Consider the following 18,824-nt stretch of genomic DNA (forward strand, 5'->3'; position numbering starts at 1 on the left):
CACTAACTAACACAAGGGAATATTTCATGACGATTCGTGCACCTTCTTTTAAGCAACTTCTCCTTAGCACTGCTGTAGCAAGTGCTCTGTTTATATCTGGCTGTGCTAGCACGGGGAGCAGCTTACTTAATGGCAATAATAGCGGCAGCCAAACCGCAGACCCACGTTTAACCCAAGGTAATGATGCCGAATTTTTCAATAAATCGGGCTTACAAGCATGTGCAGCTGGTGCGGCTGTTGGCGTAATGAGCTGCATGCTCAGTGGCACTAGTAATCGCACTCAATGCGCCATTATTGCAGGCGTTAGCGCTTGTGGTGTAGCGATGGGTGCCAACTACTACCTGGATCAGCGTCGTAGCGAATATGCTTCTAGCGCTGAACGCCTCGCAGTAATGAGCCAAGATATTCAAGAAGATACTCAAAAGGTCATTGCGCGCACGGAAACTGCTCGCCAAGTGATGTCCGAAGACCGTCAGCGGATTGAACGTATCGAACAGGAAATTGCCGAGCAACGTGTCGACCAAGAGACGGCACAGCGCGAATTAGCGGGTATTGACAGTAATATTGATATCCTGCGCCGCGATCTTAGCAACATGCAGAAATCTGTCACTGAATATGAGGAAGTTGCCCAGCTTGAGCGTCAGGAAGCCACCCCGGCTGAAGTGCAGCAAGTAGAGCAAGAAATTGAAGTGATGAACCAGCAAGTACTCGCCCTTCAGCAAGAAGTAGACGATCTCTACAGCATGCGTTCTGCGATTACTCTTGGTTAAGGGAACACTATGAAGCTTCAACTTATTCTCGCTGCCAGTGCCCTGGCGATACTCAGCGGTTGCGCAACGACACCCAAAACCTGTGATCCTAGTCAGGAGGCAAGCCTAATCGCCAAGCTCTCTTGTGATGCTGGAGGTGGCTACCGGGCACGTCTTGATGCAGGTGAAGACCAGGTTCACCTTGACCAAGAAGAGAACGCACTATTTCGTGACATTCAACGCCAGATAATGGAACAGCAGCGAGCCACACGAAATGAGTTGCGGGTCACTAACCAACAGCAATACGAACTTGAACGCTCGATTGAACAGCTCGTTGCCCAACTGCAGAGCCGCACTCAGGATCAACTGGGGTTGCAGCACCAGTTGAATGAGGTAGAGCAACAGATGCAAGCAGGCACTTCTTCGCAGAGTGCTGAAGCTGAAACCTTCGCAGAGCGGCAAGCGCGGCTAAATGTTCTACAAGAGCAAGTGGACCGGCTTCAGCAAAGCCTGGGATACACGCCTTGATGCCCCTACTACCAACCAATTTCATGGAGGGCCGTCATGCAGCGTGTCCTGCGTGAGGAGGGCTTGTCGCTAGCAGAGCCTCAGCAGCCAGAGCGGTTGCAGAGGCTCGTCTATCGTTTTTGTCCACCGAGTATTGGCAATTTATTCGCTCTACCCCGAGTAGGAAATTCAGGTGCTTTGGAGTGGTGGACGGAGCTATCTGGCCAACCTCGCCACTTAAACGAGCTACCAGTTGATGAACAGGAGGCGCTACTTCAGCGCCTCAATCAGCGTTTATCCGCGTTAGGCAACTTGATCGCTGAACTTGAAAAGCGTGGTGAGCCCGCTGCTTCTGATTTGCGGAAACTCCCCAATAGTCCAGATACCAATAACCTCTACTCGGTAAATGGTGAGCCGCTTTTGATACGCTGGGTGCCCATGCTGTCAACATCGGCTCCTTCCAACGCAATATCTCCAAATGCTACGCTTGGCCCTCAGTCTGCTTCAGTAAGCTCAGCTTCTTCAGCGCCTGCTAAACCCCAACGACGTTGGGTAATCCCATTGCTATTGCCACTATTAGCAGGGTTGGCACTGCTGGGTTTATGGCTGGCTTTCACACACTGGGACCGCTTTTCGCTTCCTTGGCCACGCAGCGAAAGCGAAACGCTACCTATTGCCTGCCGTAACGACGATACACCAACACCGGAATTCGTCACTATCTTTGATACCTCTGGCTCAATGAACCTTAACATTCAGACATCTATGGAAGATGAACAGTGGTTCTTCAACATGCCAGACTTTTTACGAGAGTTAAGAGTCAACGATCCACGCATGCAACGGCTTATGAGCGGTCCATCACGCCTCACTATCGCCCAACATGCATTTAGTGACCTAGTCCAGGCTATCGACCCTAGCGTCGATATTGGGTTAGTGACCTATCAAGGTTGTGAATCAACGGTCGTGCATGGCATTTTCTCTGCAGAGCAACGCCCAGAGCTCTTAGAGGGAGTGCATAGGCTTGCCGCCGACGATGGTACACCGTTAGCAGCAAGTCTAATTCGAGCAGCGGGCATGGTTGATGGTAAAGAGCGCGATGCCGTGATTCTCGCCTTTGTTGACGGTGCTGATGGCTGCGCCCAGAACCAGTGCGCGATTGCTCAAGATATTGCCCGTCGACAACCCAGGCTTCGGGTTAACGTCGTTGATATTTCCAATAGCGGTCTTTCTAACTGTATTGCCGAACAAACCGGTGGACGTGTATTTGGATCTCAAGATGCCGAGCTTATTAGCACAATGCTGATAGACGCCGGAAGGGATGCGCTTAGTGAAGATTACTGTAATGACTAAGGCTTCATATTGAATAACGCCTTTTCATCCAGCGTTAGCTTGTGCGATTAGGTTAATTATTCGTTTGGTTCAGGGTTAGAAAGCACTTTCAAAACATCAAGCCCTCAATCTTAAGAGTAAAGCTGTCCCCCAGCTAAACCATCAGGCTACTCTGGATGCAGCCACTTCTCGAACGCCGCTGGCGATAGCGGCTTGGCGATGAGGTACCCCTGGGCTTCGTCACAACCCAACTGAACAAGTCGGCGGTAGACGGTATCGCTCTCTACCCCTTCAGCCACCACGCGGTAGGCCAGGTTATGAGCCATTGAAATCATTGAGTCGACCAGCGTCGCGGCGCGCTCATCATGGTCTAGGTGGGTGATGAAGCGGCGATCAATTTTCACGGTATGGGCGGGAATCTCATGCAGGTAGGAGAGGCTGCTGTAACCGGTTCCGAAATCATCGATGGCGACCCGCAGCCCAGCCGCTATCAGCGCCTTGAGCTGTTCAATCGCCACCTCTCCCTGGCCAACTAGCGCGCTTTCAGTCAGTTCCACCTCCAGGTTGGCTTTCGGTAGTGCCATATGCGCCATCTCACCCAGTAGCCGCAGGGCAAAATGCTCTTCCTCAAGATTGATTGCCGACACATTAACCGAAATCCTCAGTGTTTCGCCTTGTCGATGCCACGCCGCCGCCTGATGAATGGTATGACGCAACACCCATTGCGTGAGTGGTTTAGCCATCGGCGTATGTTCAATCAATGGGATAAACTCGTCAGGCGATAACTCACCCAAGATTGGGTGGTGCCAGCGCAACAACGCTTCCGCTCCCGAACATACGCCGCTATCAAGGCTGAGACGCGGTTGAAAGACCAGGTAAAGCTCATCCTCGCTTTCCAGCGCGCGACCAATGTCGTTCAGCAGCATATAACGTCGTTGGTAATGGGCATCTAGTTCCGAGGAGAAGAGCCCCGCCCCCTTTCTCGCCTGGCGAGCATCCAGGCAAGCGGCGTAGGCGCTTCGCAAAATATCTGCAGCCGCGACCTCGCCCAGACAGAATGGTGCGATACCTACGGTGGGGCTAACCAATACCGGCACTGCGCGAGCAGATTCAAGCGCGAGCAGCGCCTGACGAAGCCGCAGTGCCTCATTCACCAGATATGCATCGCACGCGTGGTTCACAAGATGTACGAATTGGCACCCATCCAAATGATAAAGCTTCGTTCCCAAGCCGATGGTCTCTTGCAAGCAACGGGCAGCAACCTTCACTAGTTCGTCAAAGTAAGCGGGGCCCAAGGTTCGATGAAGCGCGCTTATCCCGCTGACATCGACCACCTCGGTCAACAGCGCTACTCTCCGTTCACTTGGCGAATCTCGCTGCATATTCTGCAAGTCTTCAGCAAACTGGTTACGGTTAGGAAGGCCTGTTAACGGGTCAACCCTGCCAAAAGCATGCTGCAGTTCAATCTGTGCCATGACAATGGCAGCTAGATCGCGGAGCATTGCCTGCTCCTGCTCTGAGAGCTCACGTGGCTGGGTGTCCAACACGCACATCGCCCCAAGGGTATGGCCTTCTCGCGTTATCAGCGGTGCGCCCGCATAAAAACGGATACCTATCTTTGCCAGGTAGCTATTTCGATAGCAGTCAGAGGCGATAAGGTCGGGTATGACCAGGATTTGCGAGGCGTCGCAGACCTCCCTGCAGGGAGCCGTTTCTCGGGGGATCTCCCGACGATCGAACCCCACTCTGGATTTGAACCACTGGCGGTTTTCGTCAGTGAATGAAACGGCGGCAATCGGCAAACCAAATAGCTGGCTAGCCATTCGCGTTATTCGATCAAAACCTTCACTTGGGGAGGTATCCAGCAAATTTAGCTGGCGGAGCGCGAACAGACGATCCTGTTCCTGGGTATTCATGAATATAACCCTGCACTGATAAGAACCCGGATCTTTACTAATATATATCAGCTTCATAAAAAAATGGCATCGGATATACTCTTTTTTCTAGTGCTAATTTTTGTTTAATCATAATCAGGGTGCTACCGGCATTGATACTCTGATGAAGTATTTGTAGAAATTGTGATAGGAAAAAAAACCAAAAACTCATCAAAAGCTACCATTTATTGCAACACTTGGAACAGCAGTAATGTGGTGTTTTACAACGAAGCGAGGTACGTTTACCCACTCAAACCATTTAACCTAATAACTAATGCAAAAGGTTGCTTAATCAATGACAAAAGTTGCCATATTTGTTGATATCCAAAATGTTTATTACACCGTGCGTGAAGCCTATGGTCGCAATTTTGATTACAACAAGTTTTGGGCCCAAGCAACCGCCAACAGAGAGGTCGTGAAAGCTGTTTGCTATGCCATAGACAGAGGTGACCAAAAGCAGCGAGAGTTTCAAAATATACTCAGAGCGATCGGTTTTGATGTAAAGCTAAAGCCTTTTATTCAGCGTTCAGATGGCTCAGCAAAAGGTGATTGGGATGTTGGCATCGCGCTTGACGCTATAGAGTACGCTGAACAGGCCGATGTTATCGTTCTGGTGTCGGGCGATGGAGATTTCGATCTGCTAGTCGAAAAAATCCGTGTTAAACATGGCAAAAAAGTCGAAGTTTATGGTGTTCGCCAACTGACGGCAGCGTCGCTGATAAATGCGGCCAGTGAGTTTATAGCGATAGATAAAGCGCTTCTGTTAAGTTAATTAACATTCAAAATTATCTACGCTGTTGTTGATCGATATTGAGATAGCAGGCTGCCGCGGAGAAATTGGGATGGATGAGGATTTTGGCTGGTAGCGCATCTAGGCGCTGTAAAAATCTTACCTGACGCACAATCGTTTATTCATCGTTTACTTGGTTATGGAAAAGAAGCGAACCAAACTTCCCTGCTGCATACTTTAGTCTAAATTCACCGGCATATTTACCCATACCGAACCTGCATAGGCTATGCACAGAAGCATGCTGCCAGTTAAATATTCTAACGCTCTGGCCAGCCCATACTCTGTTGAATAACTATGATGATATGCCCCGATGCCCTACGTTCACGATACGCTGACACGACTTAATAAAAGCAGCCCTGCACAGTCAGAATTTTATCAAGCCACCGAAGAAGTGCTCGAATGCCTGCGTCCGCTAATCGAGCAGAGTGATTACTATCACCAACACAGCATTATTGAGCGAATAGTCGAGCCCGAACGGCAAATTATGTTCCGGATAAGCTGGGTAGATGATACGGGGAAAGTACGGGTCAACAAAGGCTATCGCGTACAGTTCAACTCGGCCCTTGGCCCTTACAAGGGCGGCTTACGTTTCCACCCCAGCGTTACCTCGGGCACTATAAAATTTCTCGGCTTTGAACAGATTTTTAAAAATGCGTTAACCGGTTTGCCAATCGGCGGCGGGAAAGGCGGCTCCGATTTTGACCCCAAGGGAAAATCAGATAACGAGATCATGCGCTTTTGTCAGGCGTTCATGAGCGAGCTATACCGTCATATTGGCCCCCACTGCGATGTACCAGCTGGTGATATCGGGGTCGGTACGCGTGAAATTGGCTATCTCTTTGGTCAGTACAAACGGCTCACCGGCCACTATGAAGGCGTGCTAACCGGCAAAGGTCTTAACTGGGGAGGCTCGCTAGGCCGTAAAGAGGCCACCGGCTACGGTGCGGTGTACTTTGCACAAAACATGCTGGCTGCCCGCGGAGAAGAGCTGCGCGACAAGACTTGCCTCGTTTCCGGCGCTGGCAATGTAGCCATCTATACCATTGAGAAGCTATACGAACTGGGCGCTAAACCGATCACTTGCAGCGATTCGCGGGGCACCGTTCACGATAAAAACGGCATTGATTTAGGCTTACTCAAACAGCTCAAAGAAGTGCAGCGCACCTCGTTAGAAGCCTACTTACATGAGCACCCCGAGGCGCACTACATTTCTGCACGTGACTACCCCCAAGGTGGGAATGCCGTATGGCGTATTCATGCCGATGCGGCCTTCCCCTGCGCGACGCAGAATGAGCTGACCGCAAGCGATGCGGAAATCCTACTCGCTAATGGCATAACGTGTATTAGTGAAGGGGCCAACATGCCTTCTACCAAAGAGGCCGTCGACCTGTTTCTAGACGCTAAAATTGCCTATGGGCCCGGCAAGGCGGCCAATGCAGGTGGCGTTGCTACCAGTCAGTTAGAAATGGCGCAAAATAGCAGCATGGAGCAGTGGTCGATGGAAAAAGTCGACCAGAAATTAAAACAGATTATGGCTAATATTCACCGCCAGTGTGCCGACACCGCCGAAGAGTTTGGGGATAAAACCAATTTGGTACTAGGCGCTAACATTGCAGGCTTCAGAAAGGTGGCTGACGCTATGATTGAACAAGGTGTCACCTGATCGTCTTTATTTTATAAATCGCTTATACTTTAAAAGCACGCAGTCCTTCCTTTATTGGGAAGGGCTGTTTTTTATTGGTTTAAACTAATTACTTTCTAGGGAGCATCATCATGGGACAACGTCCTGCCATTATTATTAATCGTCTCGATGCGGAGCGTCTCCAGCGCTTGATTGACAATGCATCCGCTAAAGACATGGCCGTGGCTCAGTTACTTGAGGAAGAGCTATCAAGAGGCGAAGTCTGCGACCCTGAGGATATTCCGGATGACGTGGTCAGTATGAATAGCCAGGTTCGCTTCACCGACCTCACCCGCGGACTTAAGATGATTCGAACCTTGGTCTATCCGCACTCCCTGGAAAGCGTAGCGGATGGCATTTCGGTCATGGCGCCCATTGGCGCGGCACTGATCGGCCTCAAAGTGGGCGACATCATTGAATGGCCGCTACCTAACAATACCAAAACACGGCTGCGTATCGACGCTATTTATTGGCAGCCCGAGCGCGAAAAGCAGTTTCACCGTTAAGCTGCGTAAGGGAGTGAGCGGACATCGGATAAAGAAGACTTCATGCTTTGAATCAAAAATTATAAAGTATGGAAAATGGAAGTTTGTGGCATCACTACTACGTGATGCCAATGGGTTTATAGAAAAAGATAGAACATCTTTACTTGGTTAAATCAAAATCAATAAACTTAAATAAACATACTAAAACGTTGATTAGCGGCTGCTAGTCGTTACCCTCTTTCGCTCAAGCGCTTGGCCAAAGCGGCAATATGGGCGGGCCCCACTTCGCAGCAGCCGCCAATAGCCGTTGCCCCCTGCTCAACCCATTTTATTGCATGCTCGGCGTAGGCAGCAGGATCAAGATCCGTGCGCGACGCTAGCTTATCGACGGTGCCACCGGGTTGGAGCGGCGCCACGGAGATAAAGCCGTTCGCGTAGCCGCCGAACGGCACGTTGAGCGTAGCAAGTTCACCCATGGCAGTCGTCACCGCTTCGGGCACTGAACAATTGACCATTATTCGCTCGGCGCCAAGGACCGCGACCTCGCGTGCCGCATCGGCTAACGATTCCCCCGAGCGCAAGCGCGCACCATCGCTGTCATCCACAGCGAAAGCCACCCATACCGGGCGCTGGCTCTCCATCGCTGCGATGGTCGCGGCACGTGCCTCACGGATAAGCGACATCGTTTCGCACACAAAAAGATCGACCCCATCTACCTGGCGCTCCACGATACGTCGGTAATCACGCAGGCAGGTGGCGTCGTCCGGCACGCTATCTGCGTGATAACTCGCGACCAATGGCGGCAGGCAGCCCGCAATGCGCACCGCCCGATCGCTTTCCTCACGCGCCTGATGGGCAGCGCCAAGCGCCGCAGCATACAACGGCTCGAACATGCTGGGGTCGCCGTCACGGGCCAAGCGGATCGGTGTGGCACTGTAAGTGTTGAGCTTAATCACCTGCGCACACGCCTCGATGAAATCACGGTGGGCAGCGGTGACCAAGTGGGGCTCGTCGAGCATGACCTGAGCAGACCACAGCGGTGAAACGGGTCGGCTGCTGCGTTTTCTAAGCTCCTGTCCCATTCCCCCATCGAGCAGTACTACGTTTTCTCTATCAGACATCATCAAGTCACTATCCTTCTCTGGGTTGCCGCCAGTATGACGTACACAGACAACACGCTGACGCCACGTTATGGGTGCATCTTTATCCGATGGCAATACCACTCGCTACTTTTTGTCATACGGCCCCTTGTAATACAGCCCTAATCACAACGATTAGGCCGTACCGGTTTCTTCTGAAACGGGCTCAATGGGTTCGCCATCTTCGTCCAGCAGCTGATGGTCGTAGGCTGCCTGAAGGCCGGTATCTTCAGCCGGTAGCGGCTGTGGCTCTTCTTCCTCTGCCCAATAGTCTATATGGCCTGGATAGATGGGCGATAAAACCGCGACCAGGATGCCGATCACGGAGAAGATCGCAAAGGCATCCGCATACCCAAATCCATCGACCAGCACACCGACCACCGGAGAGCCCACGGCCTGACCCAGCGCACAGGCCATAAAAGGTAGCACCGGCCCCATGGATAGCCGCCCCGGCAGTAGCCGAATGCCGGTCATCAAGTACAGCCCCGTTAGGCTCATATAGGCAAGCCCAAAGACCATCGCAGAAAACATCGCCAGCACTAGCTGGCTTGGGCTAGCGGCCAGCAATACCAGGCTTGAAGAGAGCATCATCAACATCAATGCCTGGGTAATAGGAGGGTTATTGCGGTCGGCTAAATCACTCGCCACGGCACCGCCAAGCCCCGCGATACCGACCGCGAACCATAGCCAGCCGGTTTGGCCAGGGGGAAGCCCCCCAAGGGTAACCACTAGGTCGGGAGCGAAAAGCCAGTAAGGGGAAGAAACAAACCCCATGGCGAAGGCGAACAGCGCAAGACGAATGAGCCGCGACCACTGCAACCGAGTAATCGGCGGCGGCGGTGCCGCATTGGCTGGAATGACTCGAGATACCGAAGGAATGAAGTACCATGCCGCTATGACTCCCATAGCGGTCAGAACGGCAAAGATCGTATAGGTCAGGCGCCATGCATCAGAGAGAAACACAACCGTCGGCACCGCCACAATAATACCGACGCTGGTACCTGCGTTCATGATGGAGCTGACTCGCCCGTGCATCGTCCGGCTCACCAGCGCCTGCATAGCAGCGGTTAGCGCGGGCATCATCAACCCGGTGCAGATCCCGCAGATAAACACCCCCACCCCGAGCGATAGTGGGTCCGAGGCCTGACTGATCAGCCCCAAGCCAGCAACGCCGAACCCACCCGAGAGCACCGCCAGGTTACGCGCCCCGAGACGATGCGCAGCTAGCGGCGCTACCAGTGTAGCCAGCACGAAACTGATAAACGGAAGTGCCCCGATGACCCCGATAAGATAGGGCGTGAGTGCCAGCTCGGCGCTGATGGAAGGTACAAACAGACCAAATGCAAAACGCGCCAGCCCGTAACTAATGGCAACCAGCGCGGCACCGAAGATGGCAAACCCCATGTTCGACAAGGTCTTCATACTGACACCTCCACAGCCGCTTGCTGCATGAATAGAAGTCCGCTTAGCTAATTGTCGTAGCAACCTTCGTGATGAGCAATGCAGATGGGCGGTCATTTACCGAAGTATTTTTCGAGATAATGGCTTACGCTACCTCAGCGGTTAAATAGGTATCTTTATGTGATGATGAATCAACTAGCGAAATCAGTAGCCTGTAATCAATTTCATCAGATTGAGGCGCGCCTCGCCCTAGCGATTCGCGCTACGGATAATAGTCTCTGCTTTTAAATAGGTGTGCTGCCGCACGGAACTATTTGCCGTTTTGGCCTAATCTTGAATTGATCATTTGAAAGTGACGTAACGAAAGGGAAGCTCTCTGAATTTTAGGGTAACGGAGCTTTCTCCTGATCTTGCTGATGAAGACAAAACTATGTTTTAGCAGGGCAATGTTCATCAGTAAGCGAATATTTCTGTTTCATAACACGGAGGTGTCAGATGAGCTCTGAAAAGTCTAGGAATAGCAGTGATCATTCTGCTAAACAATCAACTAATAGCGCCAAGGAACAGGTTGATAGCTCACCCGATAAGCCGTTACGTGCCTATGGGTCACTAACGACTGATTATTATGAACAACTGTTCTCGACTCAGTTCGATGCTGTTCGTGATTTTGCTGAAAAAAGCTTGGCTCAGTCCCGCTCTTGGCTTGAAGTTAGGGACTCCGACAGCTTTCAAAAGGTGGTAGAAGAGCAACAAAATGCCATTCGCGAAATGAGTGAGCGTTTGATGGAAGACACCAAAAAAATTAACGCTCTGAGTCAGGAATATCTAAAAGAAAGCCAGCAACTGGCGATGGAGAGCATGCAGGTAGGCCGCATGCAGCTCGAAGAAAACATGCAGCAGGGTAAGGAGCAGGTTGAAGCTAACATGCAGCAGGGCAAGGAGCGGTTTAAGGACAACATGCAGCAGGGTAAGGAGCAAGTTGAGGCTAACATACAGCAGGGCAAGGAGCAGTTTAAGGACAACATGCAGCAGGGCAAGGAGCAGTTTAAGGACAACACGCAGCAGGGCAAAGAGCAGGTTAAGGACAACACGCAGCAAGGCAAAGAGCAGGTTAAGGACAACACGCAGCAAGGCAAAGAGCAGGTTAAGGGCAGCACGCAGCAAGGCAAAGAGCAGGTTAAGGGCAACATGCATAAAGGTCAGCACCAAGCTGACAATAGCAATAAATCGACCAGTAAACCCAATAATTAAAGCTACTATTATTACTGTAAGCGGTATCTATAGGGGTCTTTTCCCAAAGAGAATAGGCCCCTTTTTATATGTGAGATAGCTTTTATGTATCAACTTCTAGGGGGCCTCTACACCAGGCATGTGCACCGCAGCGGACACTGTTATTTACATCCTCAATTTTACGTAAAGGCCATGCGAGTATTTTCGCCCTTATGCTTCTGCGCAAAAGACGCTTGAGCAACACACTAATCCAATGAGCGGGTTAGCTGTCGCGACAAACTGCCTGTAAATGCATTCACAGGCATGGGGCGGCCAAATAGAAAACCTTGATAAATACCGCACCCCAAATTGGCGAGTACTAAACGCTGATCTTCTGTTTCTACTCCTTCGGCAATCACGCCCAACCCTAGGCTTTCTGCAAGGGCAATGATCGTCCCGGCAATTGGCCGCGCCTGCATATCGAGCGTTAAATCCCTGACAAAGGCGATATCGATTTTTAGAGTATCCAGCGGCAATAGTTTCAGATATGAGAGCGACGAGTAACCCGTACCGAAGTCATCTAATGCAAAGCTGACGCCCAGATGCTGTAGCTGCTGCATTTTTTTGATAGTTCCCTCCGGATCGCTTAGCAGTAGCGACTCAGTTAGCTCCAGCGTCAATCGATCTGGCGGCGCATCGTATTGTTTGATCACAGACAACACCTGATCGGTAAAGTCGGGCTGCTGAAATTGGCGCACGCTGACATTAAGAGAAAGCTTCAAATGCTTGAGCTGCGCATCTTTTTGCCATTCACCTAACAAACGACAGCCCTCCTTCAACACCCACTCACCCAGCGGTAAAATAAGCCCGGTTTCCTCGGCCAAAGTGATAAAATGACCGGGTGATACCATGCCCCGCTTCGGGTGTTGCCAGCGCACCAGGGCTTCGGCCCCAATGACTTGCCGTTTATCATTCACCTGGGGCTGTAGATAAAGGCATAACTCATCGTGGTCAATGGCGATACGTAGCTCACGCTCCATCAGAAGGCGCTCTTCAAGCTCACGCTCCTGCTCCTCCCGAAAGAACTGTGGCTGACCATCACGAAGGCGCTTGGCTACCAGCAGTGCCAAATCCGCTCGCTTAAACAGTGGTGCGCTACCTTCACGCTTAGAGGGGTTAAAAATCAGCACGCCCACATTAAGCTTGCAAGGATAGGTATGGCCCTGAAGCTCGTAGGCGGCAGTCAGTGAAGCCCGGATCCTATCAATTAGAGAGAAGACTTCGTCCTGGGCACTGGAATTTTCTATGGATGAAAACTCGCCCACCAAGGCGAATTCATTGCCATCTAGCCTTGCGGCGTATAGTCCGGCCTCTACCCAATGCTGAAGTCGCCCGCTCAATTGGCGCAGCAACTCATCGCCAATATCTTGGCCTAAGCTATCGTTCAGCAGTTTGAAGCGGTCAATATCGAGCAGGGCCAAAAAGGCGCACTTATGAACCGACTTTTCAGCGTTACTAACGTCTGCTAAGCGCTCCTGTAAGGCTCGCCGATTGGGGAGCTCTGTTAGCATGTCGTGGTAGGCAAGATAGCGAATACGCTGCTGGGCCTGCTGCTCTTCTGAACGATCACTGAGTAGCGCGACATAGTCACGTTCGTCACTATCAGCGTAGTTAACGCGACTCACGCTTAACCATGCGGGGAACGCCTTACCATTAGCGCGTAAGGCGCTAATCATGCCACTCCACTCTCCGCGTTCATCAAGCGCTTGGCGAATATGCCTATTAAGCGTTTGGTTATCTTCAGCATAGGCAAGGTGCGAAATTGACTTACCTAACAAGTGTTCATTATCGCTCCCCACCAATCGCTTGAATGCCGCATTACAGAGGCGGATTCTTGCCCGGTTATCGAGCAAGACCACACTATCTTGAAGGGCAGATATGACCTCTAACAGCCGCGTTTGGGTCATATTTTCATGGCGCTGGCTGGCATGCAGGCGCCTCTGAACCCCCGTTGCCACTAGGGTGATCAGTGCGGTTAATACAGCAGCGATACCGATAAGATAGATGAGCCACCGAGAGCGCGAAGACACTAGTGGCATCAAACCGCTGGCATCTGGTGAAAACCAGGCGGCTTGCATGGCCACATAATGCATTCCACTCACCGCGATGGAGACACACAGCGCTGCGATGAACGCGCAGCGCTTTGAACGCTGTAAGCCCCACTCCTGTTGGCAGAGCCTATATACATAGACGCTCGCCACACCCAAAACCACCGCAACAAGTAGCGATATGAGAAAGAGACTCTGAGAGTGGTACAGCTCGGCAGGCATACGCATCGCTGCCATCCCACTGTAATGCATAGCGCCAATACCAGCCCCCAGACCAACCCCCGCCAACAGTAAAGCGTGATGAGAAGGGCTATTGCGAGAGAGAACCACCATAGCACTCAGGCTGCCCAGGATAGCGGGCACGATGGATAGAAGAGTAGCAACCGGTGCATGAGTAACTGGAAAATCAAGCTGATAGGCATGCATACCTATAAAGTGCATGCTCCAAACCCCAAGCCCCATGGCGCTGGCTCCAGCAAGAAGCCATAAGGCTCGCCATAGTGAATTGGACACCTTGCGTACTAATTTGATGATATCCAAACCCGCATAAGACGCCGCCAGCGCAACCAGCCACGAGATAAAGACGAGTGGAATATCATGTTTGCCCTGAACGGCATCTAGCGCTTGAGGGTCAGACAAAAAATTAAGTTGCATGAATAAGCTAGTAACCCGTTTATTTTAATAACAATAGAAAATATCAACGCGGCTAACCCTATTCATCCCTAATAAGCGGCGTGAACGCTGATCGCTATAAAATTTAGCCCTCTTTAATGCCCCCTATCACTAGAAATAGGGAGAAATGACACTACCATGAATTAGGCTCCAACGAAGCGTACAAAAATGCATCGTCGGCCAGACCCGGTAGCCAGGTTTTTATAAACCCTCCACTCTTATCGAGAATACTATGGCCAGCCAAGGCGATTCGAAACCGACCAAAACCAGCGGCACGTCATTGTCGGCTCCACCATGCGAAGGCTCGGGAAAGGTTTGCTCGCACAACCGCCCCGCCGAAGAGACCCATAACACTTCTAAAGAGGCTCATAAGCATTTTCTGAATCATAGAGAGGCACAGGCTGGTGGCCCCGCAGACAGCGCCGCTTGCGGTGAGGAAGACCCAGGAGCGGCTTTGGAAATGCTGGTGGAAAACACCGACGAGAAAAATAGGCAATAAGTGTTTAGTTAGAAATTATTGTGTACTAACTTTATCAGGATTTCTGACACGAATGGCCCCACGGTTAGGCGGTCAGCCTTTCTCAGGGTAAATGAAAAGCCCCCTTCTTGGCCGATTGCAGCTAAAAAAGGGGCCTGCGATTTCTCGCAGGCCCCTTTTTTTGCAATTTGGCGCGCCCGGCAGGATTTGAACCTGCGACCCTCGGCTTCGGAGGCTAATTTTAAACCTTTATGATGTGTTTAGCTCACTGAACATCTTATCAAAAAATATTAAATTAATTATTTAAAATCAATTAGTTATTAAAAAACAAGACACTAATAGCTCTTCCCACTTTATCCCGATTCACACCGACCATTGCCCATCATCACCATCAAGGTGGACACATAGCGTGATTTTAAAGTGTCCGTTTTTCGGACCATTCTGACCTTTGGCGGCAGTGCCTTACCTGTGCTTCACATCCTATTATGATTACCTTTGGCGATTGCACTCGCTTCCCCAGTTTAGCATCACGATAAAATCCCAAAATGCCCGTACAGGCTAATCATCGGAGGATATGTCATCCACTTATCACCGTGAACTCTCAATTGAGATTCAGACTTTCTGACACCCGTGAAGGCGATTACTAAGACAAAAAGTTGCCCAATAGTGAGTGCCTTATCAACCAAGGTAAGTGCAACTTTCTTTCGTACCCAAGGCGTATTTGTAAGTACTTGATGCTGGATATTCTGCTCTGCCTGTTCGAAGGCCGCCAAGAGTTGAGTCGTGGGAATATATATCCACGATAAGTGGATTAGCAGAAAATATACCCCATTATCCGATTAAGCTATGGAATGGTGTGATACAAAGTCGAGAAGCGAAAGATATTCGTATTAGTGAACAGCTGCATATCGAGCGTGAGCGCCTCGTTTTTTTCATTAGACTAGCGGATCAATATCCCTGGAGAATTTTAGATATTGTTTTCGGAAGCCACCGACTCTTTTAGCCAACGCGCTGTTATCCCGATCGATGAATGCGACAAGACTATGCTAGTCGGTGGATGCATTCTAAGTGCAACACTACTTAATGGTTGGCGGCTGGACTTTCTTAATGCTTTGCCATTAAGAAAGTCCAGCACTTCAATTAGGCACCTGAAGTGCTCCCCGCCCAATGTGTAACATTGGGCGGGATAAGTGCCAGAAGCACTATTAACTTTTATTGACCAAACGCTCCATGTTTAGCGCAATTGATAACACCAAAATCAAACCTTCTTTTAACAACGACATACCTATTACGGCGAAGTAAAAATACACCAGTACGGTAACCCCTGCAGCAATACCTTGCATAAGACCTCCAAACCCCATGCTGCCGCCAATCAGTGCCACAACGCTGACTAGGATGCCAATAAACCACGAAAGAAAAATAGCCCCGTCCCAAGCGGCTCTGAACCAATCAAACACAGGAAATTCAGATTTGCTAGAAGCTACCTTTTCTTCATCACTACTTTGACGCATCGCCGCCAGGCGTAAGGCAGCCCCTTTCCAGATTGACCAGGGAATCGTAAAAAAGCGGACAACACATACAATAAGCGCCTGGATAACCGCGGGCACAATGGCATTGCCCACTTGTTTTTTTAGATCATTCATTTATCTTTCCCTTTGATTTAATTTTTCTTTATGGCAGAGGCATAAACGCCTCTTTCGAAATCTGCCTGTTGAGCACAAGCAGAAAAACCAACCCTCAGGGTTGGTTAATAACGCTTACTCACAATGGCTAGCATTCAGTATCTGTGAGCTGGCCTGCTCTAGCATGCTGGTTATCTCAACAGCATCCTGTGAGCTAAACACTTGGCCACCCGTGTGTTTTGCCAAGCAGTTAGAGCGTCCGCCTGTCGTAACGTCAACGACATTGATCGTAAGCCGTGGCTGGTTTTGGGCTATCTCTGCAGCTATCTGGCATTGGTCTTGTTCACAACCATCTGCCCCATCGACAAAGGCAATAATGATTGCATCGCGTTCCCGACCATCAACCAATTCGGCTGCAGCCACCAAACTTTCAGCCAGCGGCGTTCCATCATTGGCATTTAATGCCTGAATGCCGTCGACCAATTGCTCCCGCTGCGACGCATTGAATACGCCTTGTGTGACTGGAGAGCCACACCCGGCGTAGGTAACAAGCCCGGCATCAATATCAGGATGAAGCTGATTGATGATACGAGACACAGAATCCTTGGCCACTTCCAACCGAGACGTTCCTGTCTCCAATGCCAGAAGGCGTTCATTACCCATGTTACGTAGCATCATCAGGCGAAACTCGTTCATGCCGAAATACCACTCTTCGTCTTCTTGAGTGGCCGCAATATTGATATTCATCGACCCAGAGGTATCAAAGATCAGCACAAACTCGGGTGGCAAACGCTTCTCTTCTTCCAGGCAGGCGTAAGGCACTTCGTCACCAGACACGTTTTTAAACCAGTTGAACCAATAACGATCCAGAGGCCAAAGCAGGTACAGCAACACCCCCAAAGTAAGGAACAGCAAGAGCAGCAGTGGCAATAACCACGTAAGCGTTCTGAGCTTGCTACGCGAGGAAGACGCCACAACAGGTGCTGCGGATGGCGCCATTGGCGTAGGCTGAGGTGTAACGCTGGGAGCCGTGGCGTCTACCATGTCGCCTCCCCAACGAATCACCACGGGCTCACCATTCAAGCTATAGAGATGTTGTGTTTCAGCGGGGCCAATCAAGGTTTTTAAGCTTTCCCCGCCTTCACTGTCCCCACGCCTTACAAGCTCATCGGCCAAGCGCTCAAGGCTCTGCTGGCGTTGCTGATAACGCTCTAGTAAAGCCGCCTGCTGCTCTCCCGCCAAGGCATCAAAACGTGTCGGCTGACCTGGCAGTTCCGTCCACCATTCCAAAGTATCTGCACGCCCATTACGCGGCGTCGCAAACATAGTGCCGATACTAGGCGGAAAGTGGCGATGAATGAGCGCGACCTTGGCCTGATAGCTCTCGAAGGTACCGCCCAGCATCGCCTGGGTATCGCGCAGAATCCGTTGCATGGTCAGCCTTCCGCCTTATTCATAGCCTAGACTTTGGTGAAGACGGCTTACCTGTTGCTCAAGCTCAGCTAGCTGGGCCTTCTGCGCGGCCATATCGGCTTCGTTTTGGGCGGGCTCTTGGTTGGCTTGCAGCTGCTGTTCAAGATCATTGAGGCGATGCTGCAGGCCTAGCTCCTCTCCGGTACGTGCCTTTAAGCGCGTCAGCAGGGTTTGCAGAGATTCGTTCAGTGCCTGCTGTTTTTCTTGCTGAGTGTGCAGGTCTGCGCGGGTTGCCAGCTGCTGAGCCTTAATATCCGCATACACCTGGTGAAACAGAGCGTTCTCTTCTTGATCCAAGCGTAACTGCTGCTCATGCTGCACGACTTGGGTGCGGTAGGCCCCCGACGTGTCGCAGGAGAATTTGGCCAACAGGCTCGCGTCTCGATTATGGGGGTCGCACTGTTCCGGTGTCGTAGCACAACCGGCCAGCAGAACCACGCTGATGCCCATCAGTATGATTTTATTCATCATGGCGTATTTCATAGCTATATCGGCCTGTTTCTTAGCCCAAAGTAATGGCGGAGCGCATGTTGTAGAGATCGTCTACCTCTTGCTGCAACGCCAGCACCTGCTGGTTCATCACGTCGATATCCTGCTCAATACGCGCCATTTCCTCTGGGCTTGCTTCCCCCTGTTCTGCAACGGCAACGGCCTGGTACTCGTCTGATTTCTTGTTCATATTGACTAAATCGCGACGCAAAATTTCAATATTGCTATCGATCGCAGCCAATTCGCTCTTAGCGGCCTCTTCGTCTAATTGCTGCGTTTCCATCTCATTCTGGATACGCTGAAGACGCGACTTGTCTTCCTGCATTACTTCCTGCGCGGTTTCAGTTCGCGCGATGACTTTGCGGGTATCTTCCTGAATATCCGCACTCATCGCTGCCAGCCGTTCAGTGGTATTGGCATATTCACTGCGACGTTGATCCAAATAGAAATTGGCGCCCATGGCAACGCCACAGGCACCAAGACCTGCCACGATCATGCACTGTGTCTTGTTATCTGGATTGGTGAGGGCGCAACCTATCAAGCCTGTCGCGGCGCCTGCGGCGCAGGCTTGATAACCTGAACGACTGAAGAACTTAGCTTCACTGCCTTGCGTTAAGCGCGGATCAGCAGCGGTTCCATCGCTGTTACCGGATAGGAACGAACTGCCGGTGGCGGCACAGCCGCTAAGCGCTATCAAGCTGCCAGCCACGGCAACCATCATCTGTACTTTTTTCCAGCTCAACGTGCTTGTCATGAATGAA

16 protein-coding genes are annotated in these 18,824 nt (G+C 51.0%); 8 read left to right on the plus strand and 8 right to left on the minus strand.

Features of this window, described 5'->3' with window-relative positions; genetic code table 11:
* Positions 1 to 26 precede the first annotated feature (26 nt).
* The 3 genes from QHL1GM_RS10835 to QHL1GM_RS10845 are packed head-to-tail and all read left to right on the plus strand — an operon-like array spanning position 27 to position 2,603.
* Positions 27 to 770 carry a hypothetical protein gene (locus QHL1GM_RS10835; RefSeq protein ID WP_071694493.1) on the plus strand — a complete coding sequence of 248 codons (744 nt, stop codon included), beginning with the start codon at positions 27 to 29 and terminating at the stop codon, positions 768 to 770.
* A gap of 9 nt (positions 771 to 779) precedes the next feature.
* Entirely contained in the window at positions 780 to 1,277 is a 498-nt protein-coding gene (locus QHL1GM_RS10840; RefSeq protein WP_071694494.1) for a hypothetical protein, read from the plus strand.
* Between the two features lie 36 nt (positions 1,278 to 1,313).
* Positions 1,314 to 2,603, plus strand: coding sequence for a VWA domain-containing protein (locus tag QHL1GM_RS10845; RefSeq protein ID WP_071694495.1), 1,290 nt, complete (start codon positions 1,314 to 1,316; stop codon positions 2,601 to 2,603).
* A gap of 146 nt (positions 2,604 to 2,749) precedes the next feature.
* Here QHL1GM_RS10845 and QHL1GM_RS10850 read toward each other — a convergent pair whose 3' ends face one another.
* Positions 2,750 to 4,498: a bifunctional diguanylate cyclase/phosphodiesterase gene (locus tag QHL1GM_RS10850; RefSeq protein WP_071694496.1), complete on the minus strand. Its 1,749-nt coding sequence runs from the start codon at positions 4,496 to 4,498 to the stop codon at positions 2,750 to 2,752.
* Between the two features lie 313 nt (positions 4,499 to 4,811).
* Between QHL1GM_RS10850 and QHL1GM_RS10855 the strand changes: the two genes are divergently transcribed.
* The 3 genes from QHL1GM_RS10855 to rnk all read left to right on the plus strand — a co-directional run bounded on the left by QHL1GM_RS10855 (position 4,812) and on the right by rnk (position 7,493).
* Complete coding sequence (locus tag QHL1GM_RS10855; protein ID WP_071694497.1) at positions 4,812 to 5,288, plus strand: NYN domain-containing protein; 477 nt, start codon at positions 4,812 to 4,814, stop codon at positions 5,286 to 5,288.
* A 328-nt stretch (positions 5,289 to 5,616) separates the two neighbouring features.
* Positions 5,617 to 6,969, plus strand: coding sequence for an NADP-specific glutamate dehydrogenase (gene gdhA / locus QHL1GM_RS10860; RefSeq protein ID WP_071694498.1), 1,353 nt, complete (start codon positions 5,617 to 5,619; stop codon positions 6,967 to 6,969).
* A 110-nt stretch (positions 6,970 to 7,079) separates the two neighbouring features.
* Positions 7,080 to 7,493 (plus strand): nucleoside diphosphate kinase regulator, encoded by a 414-nt coding sequence (gene rnk, locus QHL1GM_RS10865; protein ID WP_071694499.1) that lies wholly within the window; start codon positions 7,080 to 7,082, stop codon positions 7,491 to 7,493.
* A gap of 209 nt (positions 7,494 to 7,702) precedes the next feature.
* Here the strand turns inward: rnk and QHL1GM_RS10870 are convergent, their stop codons facing one another.
* Positions 7,703 to 8,596 carry a homocysteine S-methyltransferase family protein gene (locus tag QHL1GM_RS10870; protein WP_071694500.1) on the minus strand — a complete coding sequence of 298 codons (894 nt, stop codon included), beginning with the start codon at positions 8,594 to 8,596 and terminating at the stop codon, positions 7,703 to 7,705.
* 150 nt (positions 8,597 to 8,746) lie between these two features.
* Complete coding sequence (locus QHL1GM_RS10875; protein WP_071694501.1) at positions 8,747 to 10,033, minus strand: MFS transporter; 1,287 nt, start codon at positions 10,031 to 10,033, stop codon at positions 8,747 to 8,749.
* A gap of 474 nt (positions 10,034 to 10,507) precedes the next feature.
* Between QHL1GM_RS10875 and QHL1GM_RS10880 the strand changes: the two genes are divergently transcribed.
* Positions 10,508 to 11,263, plus strand: a complete 756-nt coding sequence (locus tag QHL1GM_RS10880) for a phasin family protein (RefSeq protein WP_071694502.1) — start codon at positions 10,508 to 10,510, stop codon at positions 11,261 to 11,263.
* 224 nt (positions 11,264 to 11,487) lie between these two features.
* Here the strand turns inward: QHL1GM_RS10880 and QHL1GM_RS10885 are convergent, their stop codons facing one another.
* Positions 11,488 to 13,983: an EAL domain-containing protein gene (locus QHL1GM_RS10885; protein WP_071694503.1), complete on the minus strand. Its 2,496-nt coding sequence runs from the start codon at positions 13,981 to 13,983 to the stop codon at positions 11,488 to 11,490.
* 250 nt (positions 13,984 to 14,233) lie between these two features.
* On the opposite strand from QHL1GM_RS10885, the gene QHL1GM_RS10890 reads away from it, so the two are divergent.
* Positions 14,234 to 14,500 carry a hypothetical protein gene (locus tag QHL1GM_RS10890; protein WP_071694504.1) on the plus strand — a complete coding sequence of 89 codons (267 nt, stop codon included), beginning with the start codon at positions 14,234 to 14,236 and terminating at the stop codon, positions 14,498 to 14,500.
* A 1,184-nt stretch (positions 14,501 to 15,684) separates the two neighbouring features.
* Here QHL1GM_RS10890 and QHL1GM_RS10895 read toward each other — a convergent pair.
* From QHL1GM_RS10895 to QHL1GM_RS10910, 4 genes are all read right to left on the minus strand, one after another.
* Complete coding sequence (locus QHL1GM_RS10895; protein WP_071694505.1) at positions 15,685 to 16,122, minus strand: hypothetical protein; 438 nt, start codon at positions 16,120 to 16,122, stop codon at positions 15,685 to 15,687.
* 114 nt (positions 16,123 to 16,236) lie between these two features.
* Positions 16,237 to 17,535 carry a VWA domain-containing protein gene (locus QHL1GM_RS10900; protein WP_071694506.1) on the minus strand — a complete coding sequence of 433 codons (1,299 nt, stop codon included), beginning with the start codon at positions 17,533 to 17,535 and terminating at the stop codon, positions 16,237 to 16,239.
* A gap of 15 nt (positions 17,536 to 17,550) precedes the next feature.
* Positions 17,551 to 18,045, minus strand: coding sequence for a hypothetical protein (locus tag QHL1GM_RS10905; RefSeq protein ID WP_254795292.1), 495 nt, complete (start codon positions 18,043 to 18,045; stop codon positions 17,551 to 17,553).
* A gap of 31 nt (positions 18,046 to 18,076) precedes the next feature.
* Complete coding sequence (locus tag QHL1GM_RS10910; RefSeq protein WP_071695977.1) at positions 18,077 to 18,817, minus strand: hypothetical protein; 741 nt, start codon at positions 18,815 to 18,817, stop codon at positions 18,077 to 18,079.
* Between the last annotated feature and the right edge of the window lie 7 nt (positions 18,818 to 18,824).

It is taken from the genome of Halomonas sp. QHL1 (assembly GCF_001882345.1).
Classification (GTDB): domain Bacteria; phylum Pseudomonadota; class Gammaproteobacteria; order Pseudomonadales; family Halomonadaceae; genus Vreelandella.